Origin of the sequence: Pseudarthrobacter sp. NPDC092202 (genome assembly GCF_044755505.1) — a bacterium.
Taxonomy (GTDB): Bacteria; Actinomycetota; Actinomycetes; order Actinomycetales; family Micrococcaceae; genus Arthrobacter.
The window spans coordinates 142,047-156,836 of record NZ_JBIVRG010000003.1 but is presented as its reverse complement, the minus strand read 5'-3'; the positions used below and the strand labels follow the sequence as shown (position 1 = coordinate 156,836).

Genomic DNA, 14,790 nt, shown 5'->3' with positions numbered 1-14,790 from the left:
AACCGGGTCCTGCGCTGTCATGTCAGGCGGGAACATCCCAGCTGATGTGCCGCCTGACGTCGGTGAGGTTCATGGATTCCGCGAGGAAGAGGTCGTCCAGCATGTATTCGTCCACGGCAATGATGCGCAGCCAGTGGCCGTACTGGTCCGTTTCAGGTTCAAGCGAGCGGCTGGAGACACAGACTCCGGTACCCAGGTCCATCCTGATCCTGGAACGGCCGGGCATGCACAGCGGAGCGGCTGGGTCCACCGGGTGGTAGGCGGCGGTCGGGGCCACCACCGCCTCAAGCGCAGGCCGGCCCTCATGCTCAATCCGGCGGACGTCCTGCACCTCCACCGGGTTGCTGCCGGGAAACTCAAGGGGTACCGGGGCGTTGCCTGCGAGTTCCACCGGGTCCAGCGCCGCGGAGAAGCGTCCATTGCCGAAGCCAGGCTCCCCGTACGCCGCCTCGGGGCGCCGCCTCACCAGGCCGCGGTCGTCATAAACAGGCGTCACCAAATGGGGCGGCAGGAGCCAGGACTTCCGCGTGGAGCTTATATAGAGCCCGTCCCTGGAATCGTTGATGCCCGTGGTGCTGTGCAGGACCAGTCCCTCAGGGCTTTCCAGCCGCAGGGCTCCGGGGCGCCGCAGCCAGGCGCGGACCAGGGGAGCGGCAGGGCTCGGGGCTTCCGCGAAGGGCTCATTCCAGTACTCGAAGCGCAGCGACTGCCATTTCCAGGGCGAGGACCGGCACAGGTTCCGGAACATATCTGAAAGGTCCGTGGGGGCAGCTCCACTGTCCGGATCCGGCCGGTGCCGGAAGTCCCACGTCGCCATATCCACAGTTTACGCCCGGGCCGTGCGGGGGCGCGTGGAAATCCAGTAGCATCCGAGGGTGATCCATCGACTGGGCGAACTATGGCAACACACTCCGGCGGCCTTCTGGCTGGTGCTTGCCGCGTGCGCCTATTACGCGGTGATGGCCGTCCGGCTCACCGTGATCGATGTCCGTCACCACCTGCTGCCGAACAGGATCGTTTTCCCGTCCTATGCCGTGGCCGGCGTCCTGCTCCTGGCGGCGGCAGCGTTTGCCGGGGCTGGCGCAGAGCAGGGTCCTGCTGGTCCCTTCGCGGGCCCGGCATTCCAGCCGGTGCTCCGGGTAGTGGCCGGGGCCGCCATCCTGTGGCTCTTCTACTTCATCCTCCGGCTTGTCTACCCGCCGGGTATGGGCTTCGGGGACGTAAAACTCGCCGGAGTCCTGGGCATGTACCTCGGTTACCTCGGGTGGGGGCATCTTTTTGCGGGCACTTTCCTGGCCTTCCTTTTGGGCGGCCTCTGGTCCATCGCACTCCTGGCTGCGCGCAGGGGGACGCTCAAATCGTCCATCCCCTTCGGCCCGTTCATGCTCGCCGGAACCGCCGCGGCGATGCTGCTTCCGGCCTGACCTGCAACCCCAGGGCCAGCGCGAGGGGCAGACAACGCAGAACAGACGGTTCGGTAGGCTGGCCCAATGCCTGCGCCTGACTACGTCCTGAGGCTCCGCAAGAAAATCGGCAACGATCCCCTGTGGGTCCCGGGAGTGCGGGGCGTGGTGGTGGACGCCGGGGGACGCGTGCTGCTGGCCCAGCGGGCAGACAACAGGCAGTGGGCCCTGGTGAGCGGCATGCTCGAGCCCGGCGAGCAGCCTGCACGCGGGCTGGTACGGGAAATCTTTGAGGAAACGGCAGTGGTGGCCGAACCGGAGCGCGTGGTCTCCGTAGGGGCCGTGGGTCCCTTTACGTATCCCAACGGCGATGTGTGCGAGTTCCTGGACGTCGTGTTCCTGTGCCGCTACGTGTCCGGGACTGCGCGGGTGAATGACGACGAGTCCCTGGCCGTAGGGTGGTTCGGACTCGATGAACTGCCCGAACTCATGGCCGGACACCTCACCAGCATCCATCGCGCCCTTGCGCCCGCCGAGGCCGCCCACTTCGAGCCCTGACCGCCACACAGGGGCGCCGCAACCCCCAAGATTGCGGCGCCCCTGTGTGGTTCCTCAGGCACTCCTGTACCGCGGCCGGCGGGAGTGCGACGGCGGTCAGCTGCGCTGGGAGACCAGCTCGCCGTCGTCGTCCTTAACGCTGTCCCCATCCCCGGCGTCCGGTGCCCTGTCCGCACCTGCCGCCCTTGGTGCCCGCCCGGGCAGTCCAGCGGCCAGCCGCTCGGCTTCCTCGCCGCCAACTGCCTCGCCGCGGGCCACCATGCCCGCTGTGTCCGAGAGCGGGATCTGCTTCAGCGTGACGGCCAGGATGAGGGCCGCCGCGATGAAGGGGATCAGGTACCAGAACACCGGGGCCAGGGACTCGGCGTAGGCGGTGACGATGGCGTCGCGCAGCTGCTCCGGAAGCTGGGCCAGTGCCTGCGGATCCAGCGTGCTGGTGGACTGGGCCGCCTGGTCAGCCGACGCTCCGGCGCCGGTAAAGGCGCTGGTGAGTGACTCCGAGAGCCGGTTGGTGAAAATCGCACCGAACACGGCCACGCCCATGGCCGCGCCCACTTCGCGGAAGTAGTTGTTGGTGCTGGTGGCGGTGCCGATCTGGTCGGCCGGGACGGAGTTCTGCACCACCAGGACCACTACCTGCATGATCAGGCCCAGTCCGGCGCCGAAGATGAACAGCTGCACGCAAATGATCCAAATGGGGGTACTGGCGGCGAGGGTGGTCATCCAGAGCATGGCGGCCATGGTCAGAGCCGCGCCGAGGATGGGGAACATCTTGTATTTGCCGGTCCTGGAAATGCGGATGCCGGAGTAGATGGACGTGCCCATCAGTCCGGCCATCATGGGCAGCATCAGCAGGCCGGACTCTGCCGCGGAGGTGCCCGAGGACATCTGCAGGAAGGTGGGGACGAACGCAATCGCGGAGAACATGCCCAGTCCCAGGGTGAAGCCGATGGCCGTGGCGTTGACGAAGATGCGGTTGCGGAACAGGCTCAGGGGAATGATGGGATCCTCGGCGCGTCGCTCCACCATCACGAAGGCGGCCGCGGAAAGGACCATGCCTGCGCCAAAGGCCCACGTGAGCGGGGAGTCCCAGCCTTCGTCCTTCTTGCCGCCGAAGTCCGTGAAGAAGATGAGGCAGGTCGTAGCGGCCGAGAGCAGGATGACGCCCAGGATATCGATCCGCTTTTCTGCCTTCTTGTTCGGCAGGGTCAGGGTGAACCATGCGATGGCAAACGCCGCGATGCCGATGGGAATGTTGATGTAGAAGGCCCACTCCCAGGTCAGGTGGTCCACGAAGAAGCCGCCGAGCAGGGGGCCGGCCACGGCGGAGAGGCCGAAGACGGCACCGAGCGGGCCCATGTACTTCCCGCGGTCCTTTGCGGGCACGATGTCGGCGATGATGGCCTGCGAGAGGATCATAAGCCCGCCGCCGCCCAGGCCCTGGATGGCGCGGAAGATGACGAAGCCCCAGAAATCGGTGGCAAGGGCACAGCCTACCGAAGCCAGGGTGAAGAGGGCGATGGCTGTCAGGAACAGGTTGCGCCGGCCCAGCACGTCACCGAACTTGCCGTAGATGGGCATCACGATGGTGGTGGCCAGCAGATAGGCGGTGGTGATCCAGGCCTGGTGTTCCACACCGCCCAGCTTGCCCACGATCGTTGGCATGGCTGTGGAGACGATGGTCTGGTCCAGGCTGGAGAGCAGCATGCCGGCAATGAGGGCGGAGAAAATGATCCAGATGCGTTTTTGCGTCAGCAACAGCGGTCCGGCTGCTGCCCTGGGGCTGGTGGCGGTGCTCATGAGTGTCCTTCTGCGGGTACCGGGAGTTCGAATGGCTGTGAAAAGAGCCGGCTGGCGGCAGAGATGTTTTCCATCAGCAGCTCGGCGTAAGGGCGGGTATTGCCCTCGGAGAAGTAGGCCATGCTGCTTTTCCGGGCGATGGTCCCCAGCAGGACCACAGCCATCTGCACCACGGGGTGGTCGGGTGCCACGCCTTCCCGCAGGGCGACATCGCGGGCGAACTGGGCTTCGCGCTGCTCGGTCACTCCGATGATCCTGAGGATCAGTTGCGGCTCCTTTTTGACGACGCCGATCAGCTGGCGGGTTTCCTCCTCGGAGGCGGCCATGTGCTCGGAGAGCTTCAGGGAAAGCCGGACGAGGTCCTGGAACAGCGTGGGGGAGATTTCCCCGGCGGGCGATGCGTTCCCGCCCGCGATGAATTCCTCCAGGACCTGCGCGGGAATGTCGTCGTCGATGTGGCCCAGGACGGCGTCTTCCTTGGTGGGGAAGTAGTTGAAGAATGTCCGGCGGGAAATCTCCGCCTGCTCACAGACCTCTTCCACGGTGTAGCCGCTGAGGCCGCGTTCGGCGGTCATCTTCCGGGTGATCGAGGTGATCGCGGCGCGGGTTGCTGCCCGTTTGCGCTCGCGCAGGCCGCCCTCAAATTCTGCACTATCATTCACAAGGTGAAGTTTTGCACTTCACCTGGATCGGTGCAACTTTAAGGGGGTGTGATGGAGTTTTTGTCCACGTATGGAGGGTTGAGCTGCGGCGGAGCCTGCATATCTGGACAAAAACTCCAAGGAACGACGACGGCCGGTACCTTTCGTGGGAAAGGTACCGGCCGTCGTCGTACTTGAACGGTAAGTGCGGAAGCTACGCCTTGTGGGCGGGGGCGGTCATAGTGGTGACATCCAGTGCCTTGTCCAGGTCGGCTTCGGAGACCTGGCCCTCGCCGTCACCGACGAAGCCCAGCGTCTCGGTGGCCTGGCGGACGGTCAGGCCCTCTGCCACAGCTGTCTTGGCGATCTTGGCGGCGTTTTCGTAACCGATGTACTTGTTCAGCGGGGTCACGATGGACGGCGATGCCTCGGCCAGGAAGCGGGCGCGCTCCACGTTGGCGGTGATGCCGTCGATCATCTTGTCTGCCATGACCCGGCTGGTGTTGGCGAGCAGGCGGATGGATTCCAGCAGGTTGGACGCCATGACCGGGATGCCGACGTTCAGCTCAAAGGCGCCGTTGGTGCCGGACCAGGCGATCGCGGTGTCGTTGCCGATGACCTGGGCGGCGACCATGATGGAGGCTTCGCAGATGACCGGGTTGACCTTGCCGGGCATGATGGATGAGCCGGGCTGCAGGTCCGGAATGGCAATCTCGCCAAGGCCGGTGTTGGGGCCGGAGCCCATCCAGCGGAGGTCGTTGTTGATCTTCATGAAGGAGATGGCGATGTTGCGCAGCTGGCTGGACGCCTCGATCAGGCCGTCGCGGTTGGCCTGTGCCTCGAAGTGGTCGCGTGCTTCGGTCAGGGGCAGACCCGTGTCCGTGGCCAGCAGTTCGATCACGCGCTCCGGGAACCCGGCCGGGGTGTTGATGCCGGTGCCAACTGCCGTGCCGCCGAGCGGAACTTCGGCAACGCGGGGGAGGGATGCGTTGATGCGCTCGATGCCGTAGCGGACCTGGGCCGCGTATCCGCCGAACTCCTGGCCAAGGGTCACGGGGGTGGCATCCATCAGGTGGGTGCGGCCGGACTTGACGACGTCCTTGAATTCAGCGGCCTTGCGCTCCAGGGACTCGGCGAGGTAGCCGAGGGCGGGGATGAGGTCGTTGATCAGGGCGGAGGTGGCCGCAACGTGCACCGACGTGGGGAAGACGTCATTGGAGGACTGCGAGGCGTTGACGTGGTCGTTCGGGTGGACAACCTTGTCGCTGCCGGCCGCCTTGAGGGCGCGGGTGGCCAGCTCGGCGATCACCTCGTTGGTGTTCATGTTGGAGGACGTGCCGGAGCCGGTCTGGAAGACGTCGATGGGGAAGTCGCCGTCATATTTGCCGGTGGCTACCTCATCCGCGGCCGCCGCGATGGCCTTGGCCAGCTCGCCGTCGAGCACACCCAGTTCAGCGTTGGCCTGGGCGGCAGCCTTCTTGACCCGGGCCAGCGCTTCAATGTGCGCAGGTTCCAGGGTCTTGCCGGAAATCGGGAAGTTCTCCACTGCACGCTGCGTCTGCGCGCGGTACAGTGCGTTCACGGGGACGCGGACTTCGCCCATCGTGTCATGTTCAATGCGGAACTCTTCAGTGGAAGTCATGGGGCTAGCTTAGGACGCCCGGGCGCCGCACCGAAAACCGTGAACTGCTTGCTACACGCTGCCCGCCGGAGCCCCCTCAGGGAGCCGTCAGAGGTCGCCGATTCCGGAAACAAGGTTCGCGCGGCCCTCGGCCAGGCTGTACGAAAGTCCGATCACGGCAGCCTTGCCCGAGCCAATTGCGTCGGAAATCACACGGGAGCTGTCCACCAGGCGTTCAGAGGTCTGCTTGACGTGCTCCACCACCATGTCGTTGACGTCGGTTTGGTCGTTGCGCAGGGACGTCAGGACGGAGGGCGTGATGCGCTCCACGAGGTCCCGGATGAAACCTGCGGGCATCTGTCCGGTCTCCACGGCTGACTTCGTGGCGCTCACGGCACCGCAGCTGTCGTGCCCGAGGATTACGATCAGCGGCACCCCCAGCACGCCGATGCTGTATTCGAGGGACCCCAGGACGGCGTCGTCGATCACCTGGCCGGCGGTCCGGACCACGAAGACGTCGCCCAGGCCGACGTCGAAAATGATCTCAGCGGCGAGCCGGGAATCGGAGCACCCGAAGATCACGGCGAAAGGGTGCTGGTTTTCCACCAGGGAGGACCGGCGTGAGGCATCCTGGTTGGGGTGCGAGGTCTCACCGTTGACAAAACGTTCGTTGCCTTCACGAAGCCGGCGCCAGGCAAGTGCAGGGGTCAGGTAGGTAGTCACGCGCCTACCTTACGGGGCCGCGGCGGGGGAGGGTGAAACTGTGACAGCCGGGTTCCCCTCCAGGGATTTGACGACGGCGTCAGCGAGGGCTGCGAACTCGTCCAGCTGGGCTTCCCCGGACAAAACGACGGTGGTCCCGCGGTAGTCCAGCACCATGGACTTCTCGCCTTTGCCGGTATCCCGAAGCTCCCATTCCTGCCCGCCGGCGTTCCGGGAACCGGTGACCGGCGCGTTGCGCGTCTGCTGGAGCAGCCAGGTGGGGTTCGCGTTTTTGGTCTGGACCAGGCCGATGAAGGATTCCTTGGGGGTCAGGTAGCCCACTTCCCAGGCGGGGACGCCGTTGCCGGTTCCGGCTTCCCAGCGGGCGTAGTTGGGGCGGAAGCTGTTGCCGGTATCCGGCGCGACGGGTGTGAATCCTGCCACATCCGTGGCATTGCGCGAGACGGCTGCGACGTCGATGTCCGGACGGTAGCCGTCGCTCTTGGGCAGCGGATTCATGAGGATGATCGGCAGGAACGCGGCAATGCTCACCACCAGGGCGATGATCATTCCGATGACCGAGGCGTTGGCGCGTTTGGCTGCAGCAGCCGGAATGACAGGCTTTACCGGCCCATTTCCTGCAGCGCCGCTGGACCCGCCGCTGCCTTCGGATCCGGCCGGCTCGGGGCTGGGACTGGTCTTTTCCTGCATGTCATTCACCCCTCTATAGTCGCCCATCGCGGCAGGCAACTTCCATTTGGGCCCCGCCGGCTCCTGGCCGCCGTCGCCGGGTACATTGCGCGGGCGCGTCATCCGCCGCCCCGTTGAGCGGCTCGCGACTATGATCGGTAGCAGAGGAATCACCGCGCTGCTGCACCGGCGGGGCGGGTTTAATGATCGCCACTCGAAGAAGAGGTTCACGTGTCACCAGCGTCCATGACCCAGAAGTACTCCACGCTTTCCCCGTCGCTTGCCGTAGGCATTGACGAGCCGGACCGCAACCTCGCCCTCGAGCTTGTCCGCGTGACCGAAGCCGCAGCTATCGCCGGAGGCCACTGGGTGGGCTTCGGCGACAAGAACAAGGCCGACGGCGCCGCGGTAGACGCCATGCGCTCCTTCCTCCAGACCGTCCACTTCAACGGCGTCGTGGTCATCGGTGAAGGCGAAAAGGACGAAGCTCCCATGCTCTTCAACGGAGAGCGCGTAGGTGACGGCACCGGCCCCGAGTGCGACGTCGCCGTCGACCCCATTGACGGAACCCGCCTGACTGCCCTGGGCATCAATAACGCCCTGGCCGTCCTCGCCGTGGCCGAACGCGGCTCCATGTTCGATCCTTCCGCCGTGTTTTACATGGAGAAGCTCGTCACCGGCCCCGAAGCCGCGGACATGGTGGACCTCCGCCTCCCCGTCAAGCAGAACCTGCACCTCATCGCCAAGGCAAAGGGCGTCAAGGTCAACCAGCTCAACGTCATGATCCTCGACCGCGACCGCCACAAGCCGCTGGTCGAAGAAATCCGTGAAGCCGGCGCGCGCACCAAGTTCATCATGGACGGCGACGTCGCCGGTGCCATTGCTGCCGCCCGTACCGGGACAGGCGTCGACGCGTTGATGGGTATCGGCGGCACGCCCGAGGGCATCGTTGCAGCCTGCGCCATCAAGTCCCTGGGCGGTGTCATCCAGGGCCGCCTCTGGCCCACGAGCGATGAAGAGAAGCAGAAAGCCATCGACGCCGGCCACGACCTGGAACGGGTCCTCTCCACCAACGACCTCGTCTCCAGCGACAACTGCTACTTCGCGGCCACGGGCATCACCGACGGCGACCTGCTGAAGGGCGTGCGGTACTCCAAGGACAAGGTCCTCACCCAGTCCATCGTCATGCGCTCCAAGTCCGGCACCATCCGCTTCGTTGACGGCGAGCACCGCGCCGACAAGTGGGAAGGCTACGCCCGCAAGAGCTGACGCACGGCGCGCTTTGAACGCCAGGCCCCCGGAATGCACAGCGCGCTCCGGGGGCCTGGCGTTTAAGCCGTTGGTATAGGGTTGAAGCCATGATTCCTGCTGTTGTGCCCTGTACTGACCGCGCCCTCTGGGACGACCACATTGACCGGTTCCAGGGGCATCCGCAACAGTTGTGGGGCTGGGGCGAGACTAAAGCGATGCACGGCTGGTCCGTGGACCGCGTGCTCATCAACGACGCCGGCAACACCATCGGCGCGGCCCAGTTGCTGGTCCGCCGCCTTCCGCTTCCCTTCCGGGCCCTGGTCTACATTCCGCGCGGCCCCCTGTGCTCGGCGGAAAATGCGCAGGCCGTCCTCAACTCCCTTGCCGAACACGCCGCGGTCCGGCACCGGGGAGTCGCCCTGAGCATCGAACCCGACTGGGACCAGGACTCCGTCTTCGCGGGAGCCGTGGCTGCTGCCGGATTCCGTCCGTCCGCCAACACGGTGTTGATCCCGCGCACGCTGATCCTTGACCTGACGAGGTCTGATGACGAGCTCATGGCGGACATGTCCAAGTCCACGCGTGCGAACATCCGCAAGGCGATGCGCAGCGACGTGGAGTTCCGCAAGGTCAAGAACGACGCCGAACTTGAGCAGGTGCTCGCGATCTACCACGAGACGGCTGAACGCGCCGGGTTCGGGATCCACGAGGACCAGTACTACCGCGACATTTTCCGGAACATGGGGGACGGCTCACCCATCATCGGGGCGTTCGACGGCGAGCAGCTGCTGGCATTCGTGTGGCTCGCCAGGAGCGGGTCCACTGCCTTTGAGCTCTACGGCGGCGTGTCCGCGGAAGGACAGAAGCAGCGCGTCAACTACGGCGTGAAGTGGGCGGCGCTGCAGGCGATGCGGGAGGACGGCTGCCGGCGGTATGACTTCAACGGACTCCTGAACGACGGCATCTCCGACTTCAAGAAGCAGTTCGCCAAGCACGAAAACATGCTCCTGGGAACCTGGGAAAAGCCGCTCTCGCCGCTGTACCCGGCCTACGCCCAGGCGATGCCCCTGGCCCGGCGGGGACTGCAGACCGGACGGCGCGTCCTGAAGGCCGCTGCCGGCCGGGTGCGCCCCGTGCTTCAGCGGCTGCGCCCCGGAAGCTAGCTGCATCCACCAGCTGCGCTGTACAAGGGCGACGGCGGTAATGGGCGACGGCGGCACCCGGGCGGGTGCCGCCGTCGCCCTTTGCCGTTGCTGCCTGAAGAGAGCCGGCAGCTAAAGGCCGGTGGTCACGGCGAAAGCCAGTGCAGGCTCCGTGCTTCCGGCCACGGGATGGACGTTGACCGGAGCCTCGGCGGCAGCCAGGAAGGCGCTGCCGCCCCGGGAGAGCTGCAGGTCGCCCTTGGGTGAGTCCAGGTAGATATCTCCGGCCACAACGATGACCACGGCCGCCCCGGACTGTGCCAGCGGAACGGGGGCTGTCCCAGGCGCGAGCTCGATGCGCTGGAGCTGGAATTCCTCGAACGGCGGGCGGAACACTTCCTGGTCCAGGACCGTCCGCTCGGCGGCAAGCATGGGCACCGCAACAGGCTGGAAGTCAACGGTGCGGAGCAGTTCGGGAACATCCACGAACTTGGGGGTAAGGCCGCCGCGCAGGACGTTGTCCGAGGACGCCATGACTTCGACGCCAAGGCCGTGCAGGTACGCATGGACATTTCCGGCCGGCAGGTACACCGCTTCGCCCGGTGCCAGTGAGACGCGGTTCAGCAGCAGGGAAATCAGGACACCGGGATCGCCGGGATACTTCTCGTTGAGGCTGATGACGGTTTTCAGTTCGGACTCATAGGGGGCAAAGCCGGGCGCGGACAGGAGTGCTGCCACCACCAGCGCCGTATCATCGGCCACGGACTGGCCTCCAGTGATCAGGCGCTCGAAGGCCTTCCGGATGCCCTGGCCCTCATCGGCTGCACCAAGGTCCTCCTGCAGCGCTCCGACCAGGGCCGGGACCCCGGCTTCGCTGGAGCCGCATGCCGAGGCCACGTGTGCCAGGATCTGCCGCGTTTCCGGAGCCGGGCGGAACCCGCACAGCGCCTCAAACGGGGTCAGGGCGAGAATCATCTCGGGTTTGTGGTTGTCGTCCCGGTAATTGCGGTTCGGGGCGCCGGCCGGCACACCTTCCGCGTTCTCGCGGGCAAACCCGGCCCGCGCCTGTTCCAGGCTGGGGTGGACCTGCAGGGAGAGGGGCTGGGCTGCGGCGAGGATCTTGGCGAGGAACGGAAGCCGGGGGCCAAAGCGGGCCACTGATTCCGCTCCGAGGAAATGGTCCGGATCGCGGGAGATCAGGGCATCCAGCGCCGTCCCCGCAGTCCCATCGCCGGGGACGCGGGCCGTGGACGGTGAATCGGGGTGGGCGCCGATCCAGAGTTCGGCTTCCGGGCGGCCGGACTCTGGCCGTCCCAGGAGGGCAGCGATGGCCGTCGTCGAACCCCAGGCATAATCGCGCAGGACGTTCTCAATCTCGTACAAAACCGGTTCCGTTCCCTAGGTCTGCTGGATAATGTGTGCGGCTACAGCGGCGCGCACTGGCCGTTGGTTGCCACGAGTTCGGCGATTGCCTGCTCGTTGCCCTCGAGCTTGAGCTGGGTCAGCATTTCTTCGGTGATCAGCTCGCCATCTGGCGTGGTGGTTACCGGAGTGAAGTCCGACGGCGCGGGCGACTGCTGTGCCCGAACGGCGCCGGCAAGGGGGAAGATGCCGGAGGGCCTGGCTGCCGCAGCCTGGAGACGGCCCGGCACGGTGCCCGTTTCCACCATGGTGTCGTCCTGCACGCCTGCCGCCTGGGGCGAGGACGCGGAGGCCAACAGCTGGTCCACGCGCTCGTGGATCTCGTCGAAGTTCGGAATCGTGGAGAATGAGGCGTCAAAGTCCGGCGGGCCGATGGTGAGCCGTCGGACCTCCTTGCCCTTAGCTTTCATGGCAAGGTCCACGAAGCTCCCCAGCTGCGAGGAGGAAATGTTGGAGTCCACCACCTTGGTGCCGGCGTCCGCGATGTCCTCGAACTTGGCCAGCAGCATGGCAGGGTCCAGCTGCTTGAGCATGGCCTGCTGCACGCACTGCTGGCGCTGGATGCGCGAATAGTCGTCCACATACTCCCGCGACCTTCCGTACCAGAGTGCCTGGTTGCCGTCGAGGGTTTGTTCACCAGCCGGAATCCAGCCCAGAGGCATGCCGTGGGTCTGGCTGAAATCGTCGAAGTAGCCGCTCATGGGAACCCAGCCGCCGGCTTTGATCCTGATGCCGCCCATCGCGTCGATGAGCCGGGAGAAACCGTCCATGTCCACCAGGACGTAAGCCTGCACCGTGATTCCAAGCGTCCCGGAAACTGCTTCCAGGGTGGCCTGCGCCCCGGGGTCGGCCACCCCGGGGTAGAGGTCGGCGTACTCGTTCGTCACTTCGGTGTTGATGGCGTTGATCAGGCACTCATCACCGCAGTCGTAGCCGTCCGGGTAGATGGCCCGCATGGGGGAGTCCTCGCTGAACTGGGCGTTCTGGAGGTTCCGGGGCACTGAGATGATGGCGGTCTGCCCCGACTCGGCGTCCACGCTGAGGACCGAAAGGCTGTCCGGACGCCTGCCCGTACGGTCCTCGCCTGCGTCCCCTCCCATCATCAGGAAGTTGTAGCGGCCTTCCACGGGATCGATGCTGGGGCCAGAGGAGAAGATGCTGCCGATCGCGTTGCGCCCCACGTTGAGCAGGTAGGCGGCATAACCAAGGGATCCGCTCCCCAGGACCATGGCCAGTACCAGGGCTATGCCGACTGCCGGCCGCGCCCGAGGTGCCAGGAGTATGGGCCGGATGATCCGGAGGGTGTTGAGGAACAGCAATGCCCAGGCTACGGCCAGGGCGGCCAGCAGGACGACGATGACCAGTGAAGCGAAAGGGCTGGTGATGAGGCTGATCAGCAGGGTCCGGTTGAAGAGCAGCAGGAGCACGGCGGCAGCCGCTGCCGCCCAGACCCCGAGGGTTACGCGCAAAGCGGCGCGCCCCAGTTTGCGGTCGCCGGCCACGATCTGGGCACTGCCCGGAACCAGGAGGGTCAGGAGGATCAGGACAAAGGCCCGTTTGGTGCGTACCGGGGAGGAAGCGCTGGCAGGGTAACGGACCGGGTCCGTCATGGAGGTGCCGGGGGCGGGCTGCTGCAATTTGCTGCTGGACATACGCGCCGCCTAGCGGCTACCCCGCAGGGCGCCGTTGCCGTCCGCAAACACCTCGGTGACCTTCTGGCGCAGGTTGGCACCCTTGCGGGCCGCAACCGCGTTGAGGTCTGCTGCAAAATCAAGGAGGTCCGCACGAAGCGACGCGGCGAGCTCGTCCGTGCCGGCAGCGAGTATCCGCACGGCCAGGAGCCCGGCGTTGCGGGCGCCGGCGATGGACACGGTGGCCACCGGAACGCCGGCAGGCATCTGGACGATGGACAGCAGGGAGTCCATTCCGTCCAGGGTCTTGAGGGGAACGGGAACGCCGATGACCGGGAGCGGCGTGACACTGGCCAGCATGCCCGGCAGGTGGGCTGCGCCGCCGGCCCCGGCGATGATGACCCGCAGCCCGCGCTCATGGGCAGCCTGCCCGTAGCGGATCATTTCGGTGGGCATCCGGTGGGCTGATACGACGTCGGCCTCGAAGGGAATGCCGAACTCCGCAAGCGCGTCCGCTGCGGCTTCCATGACGGGCCAGTCCGAGTCTGATCCCATGACCAGTCCAACCAGCGGGGCGGCCTCCGAAGCGGCGGCAGGAGTGGTTTGGTCGCTCATGGCTTCTCCTCGAAAGTGCTTGGCAGTTCTTCTGCCGGTGCCCGGCCGTCGCGGATGATGCTTGCAACCATCGTGGCACGGCGGCGGACGGAATCAACGTCTGCGGTGGACGAACCCACCAGGTTCACATGGCCGATCTTGCGGCCCGGGCGGACGGACTTGCCGTAGCAGTGCACCTTTGCGGCAGGTTCACTGGCAAGAGCCATCGGGAACGCGGAGAACAGGTCCTGGTTGTCGCCGCCGAGGAAGTTCTTCATCACGACCACGGGGCCCAGGACATCGGTGGCGCCCAGGGGAAGGTTCAGTACCGCCCTCAGGTGCTGCTCGAACTGGCTTGTCACCGAGCCGTCCTGCGTCCAGTGCCCTGTGTTGTGGGGCCGCATGGCAAGCTCGTTGATCAGGAACCCTGCGCCCACGCCCGGGGTCTCGAACAGCTCAACGGCCAGCACTCCAGTAACGCCAAGCTCGCCGGCGATCCGGAGGGCGGCGTCCTCTGCGGCAGCAGCGACCTCCACCGGGATATCCAGGGCAGGAGCAATCACTTCATCACAGACACCATCCACCTGGATGGTGTGCACCACCGGCCAGGCACGGGCTTCGCCGTCGGGGGTCCTGGCAACGAGTGCCGAAAGCTCCCGGGTGAATTCCACTTTGGCCTCGGCGAGAAGGGGGCTCATGGCGTCAAACCACGCGGTTGTGTCAGCGGCTTCTTCCGCCGAGGCGACGATCCTGACGCCCTTGCCGTCGTAGCCGCCGCGCGGCATCTTCAGTACAACAGGCCAGCCTGTCTCATCACCGAAGCTGACCAGGGCAGCGACGTCCGGGACGGAGGCCCATGCAGGGTTGGGAAGCTCCAGCCGGTCGATGGCAGCGCGCATGACCAGTTTGTCCTGGGCGTTCACGAGCGCATCAGGCCCGGGCTGGACGTTGACACCGGCATCCTGCAGGGCGCGGAGGTGGTCTGTCGGAACGTGTTCGTGGTCGAAAGTCATGACGTCCAGGCCTTGGGCAAAGTCCAGGAGCGTCTGCAGGTCCTTGTAGTCTCCCACCGGCGAGGAGGACACAGCCGATACGGCGGAGACGTCCTCCCCTTCGACGAGGACACGGAGTTCGAAGCCGAGTGCAGTTGCGGCCGGGGCCATCATTCGGGCAAGCTGGCCACCGCCAACAACGCCTATTACTGGAAAAGTCACGTAGGCCAGCCTACCGAAGACCGCCCGGTATCCCGCGTTCCGGTCCGGCGGGCCGAGAGTATTTCGGCCCCTCGACCACCGCCGTCCGGCAGTTGGGACGGCCCGCTCACAGGTTTGGGGG

Annotated in this window: 14 protein-coding genes; 4 read left to right on the top strand and 10 right to left on the bottom strand. The window is 65.8% G+C overall.

Features of this window, described 5'->3' with window-relative positions:
• Positions 1-22: 22 nt before the first annotated feature.
• Complete coding sequence (locus ACIQF4_RS06920) at positions 23-817, bottom strand: hypothetical protein (protein WP_400515314.1); 795 nt, start codon at positions 815-817, stop codon at positions 23-25.
• A gap of 58 nt (positions 818-875) precedes the next feature.
• Here ACIQF4_RS06920 and ACIQF4_RS06915 point away from each other — a divergent pair, with 58 nt between their 5' ends.
• Positions 876-1,424: a prepilin peptidase gene (locus tag ACIQF4_RS06915; protein ID WP_400515315.1), complete on the top strand. Its 549-nt coding sequence runs from the start codon at positions 876-878 to the stop codon at positions 1,422-1,424.
• A 66-nt stretch (positions 1,425-1,490) separates the two neighbouring features.
• Positions 1,491-1,961, top strand: a complete 471-nt coding sequence (locus tag ACIQF4_RS06910; protein ID WP_400515318.1) for an NUDIX hydrolase — start codon at positions 1,491-1,493, stop codon at positions 1,959-1,961.
• A 96-nt stretch (positions 1,962-2,057) separates the two neighbouring features.
• On the opposite strand, the gene ACIQF4_RS06905 is transcribed toward ACIQF4_RS06910, so the two are convergent.
• The 5 genes from ACIQF4_RS06905 to ACIQF4_RS06885 form a co-directional block, all read right to left on the bottom strand.
• The gene (locus ACIQF4_RS06905) at positions 2,058-3,761 is read right to left on the bottom strand and encodes an MDR family MFS transporter (protein WP_400515321.1); all 1,704 of its coding nucleotides are present in this window, start codon (positions 3,759-3,761) and stop codon (positions 2,058-2,060) included.
• A complete protein-coding gene (locus ACIQF4_RS06900; RefSeq protein ID WP_400515324.1) occupies positions 3,758-4,423 on the bottom strand; it encodes a TetR/AcrR family transcriptional regulator in 666 nt (221 codons plus the stop codon). Before ACIQF4_RS06900 ends, ACIQF4_RS06905 begins: the two co-directional genes overlap by 4 nt.
• A gap of 193 nt (positions 4,424-4,616) precedes the next feature.
• A complete protein-coding gene (locus ACIQF4_RS06895; protein ID WP_400515326.1) occupies positions 4,617-6,044 on the bottom strand; it encodes a class II fumarate hydratase in 1,428 nt (475 codons plus the stop codon).
• Between the two features lie 87 nt (positions 6,045-6,131).
• The gene (locus tag ACIQF4_RS06890) at positions 6,132-6,746 is read right to left on the bottom strand and encodes a carbonic anhydrase (RefSeq protein ID WP_231457959.1); all 615 of its coding nucleotides are present in this window, start codon (positions 6,744-6,746) and stop codon (positions 6,132-6,134) included.
• A 9-nt stretch (positions 6,747-6,755) separates the two neighbouring features.
• Positions 6,756-7,436: a DUF4245 domain-containing protein gene (locus tag ACIQF4_RS06885; RefSeq protein WP_400515329.1), complete on the bottom strand. Its 681-nt coding sequence runs from the start codon at positions 7,434-7,436 to the stop codon at positions 6,756-6,758.
• A 225-nt stretch (positions 7,437-7,661) separates the two neighbouring features.
• Here ACIQF4_RS06885 and glpX point away from each other — a divergent pair, with 225 nt between their 5' ends.
• Together glpX and ACIQF4_RS06875 are read left to right on the top strand one after the other, a co-directional pair.
• A complete protein-coding gene (gene glpX / locus ACIQF4_RS06880; RefSeq protein ID WP_400579937.1) occupies positions 7,662-8,684 on the top strand; it encodes a class II fructose-bisphosphatase in 1,023 nt (340 codons plus the stop codon).
• A gap of 89 nt (positions 8,685-8,773) precedes the next feature.
• Positions 8,774-9,829 carry a lipid II:glycine glycyltransferase FemX gene (locus ACIQF4_RS06875; protein ID WP_400515332.1) on the top strand — a complete coding sequence of 352 codons (1,056 nt, stop codon included), beginning with the start codon at positions 8,774-8,776 and terminating at the stop codon, positions 9,827-9,829.
• Between the two features lie 111 nt (positions 9,830-9,940).
• On the opposite strand, the gene manA is transcribed toward ACIQF4_RS06875, so the two are convergent.
• Genes manA through ACIQF4_RS06855 form a run of 4 tightly spaced genes read right to left on the bottom strand, consistent with a single transcriptional unit; the run spans position 9,941 to position 14,669 of the window.
• Entirely contained in the window at positions 9,941-11,191 is a 1,251-nt protein-coding gene (gene manA / locus ACIQF4_RS06870) for a mannose-6-phosphate isomerase, class I (RefSeq protein WP_400515334.1), read from the bottom strand.
• A 41-nt stretch (positions 11,192-11,232) separates the two neighbouring features.
• Positions 11,233-12,882, bottom strand: coding sequence for an LCP family protein (locus ACIQF4_RS06865; protein WP_400515336.1), 1,650 nt, complete (start codon positions 12,880-12,882; stop codon positions 11,233-11,235).
• A 9-nt stretch (positions 12,883-12,891) separates the two neighbouring features.
• Positions 12,892-13,476 (bottom strand): 5-(carboxyamino)imidazole ribonucleotide mutase, encoded by a 585-nt coding sequence (purE, locus tag ACIQF4_RS06860; RefSeq protein ID WP_400515338.1) that lies wholly within the window; start codon positions 13,474-13,476, stop codon positions 12,892-12,894.
• The gene (locus ACIQF4_RS06855) at positions 13,473-14,669 is read right to left on the bottom strand and encodes a 5-(carboxyamino)imidazole ribonucleotide synthase (protein ID WP_400515341.1); all 1,197 of its coding nucleotides are present in this window, start codon (positions 14,667-14,669) and stop codon (positions 13,473-13,475) included. The genes purE and ACIQF4_RS06855 overlap by 4 nt, the downstream gene beginning before the upstream one ends.
• Positions 14,670-14,790 lie beyond the last annotated feature (121 nt).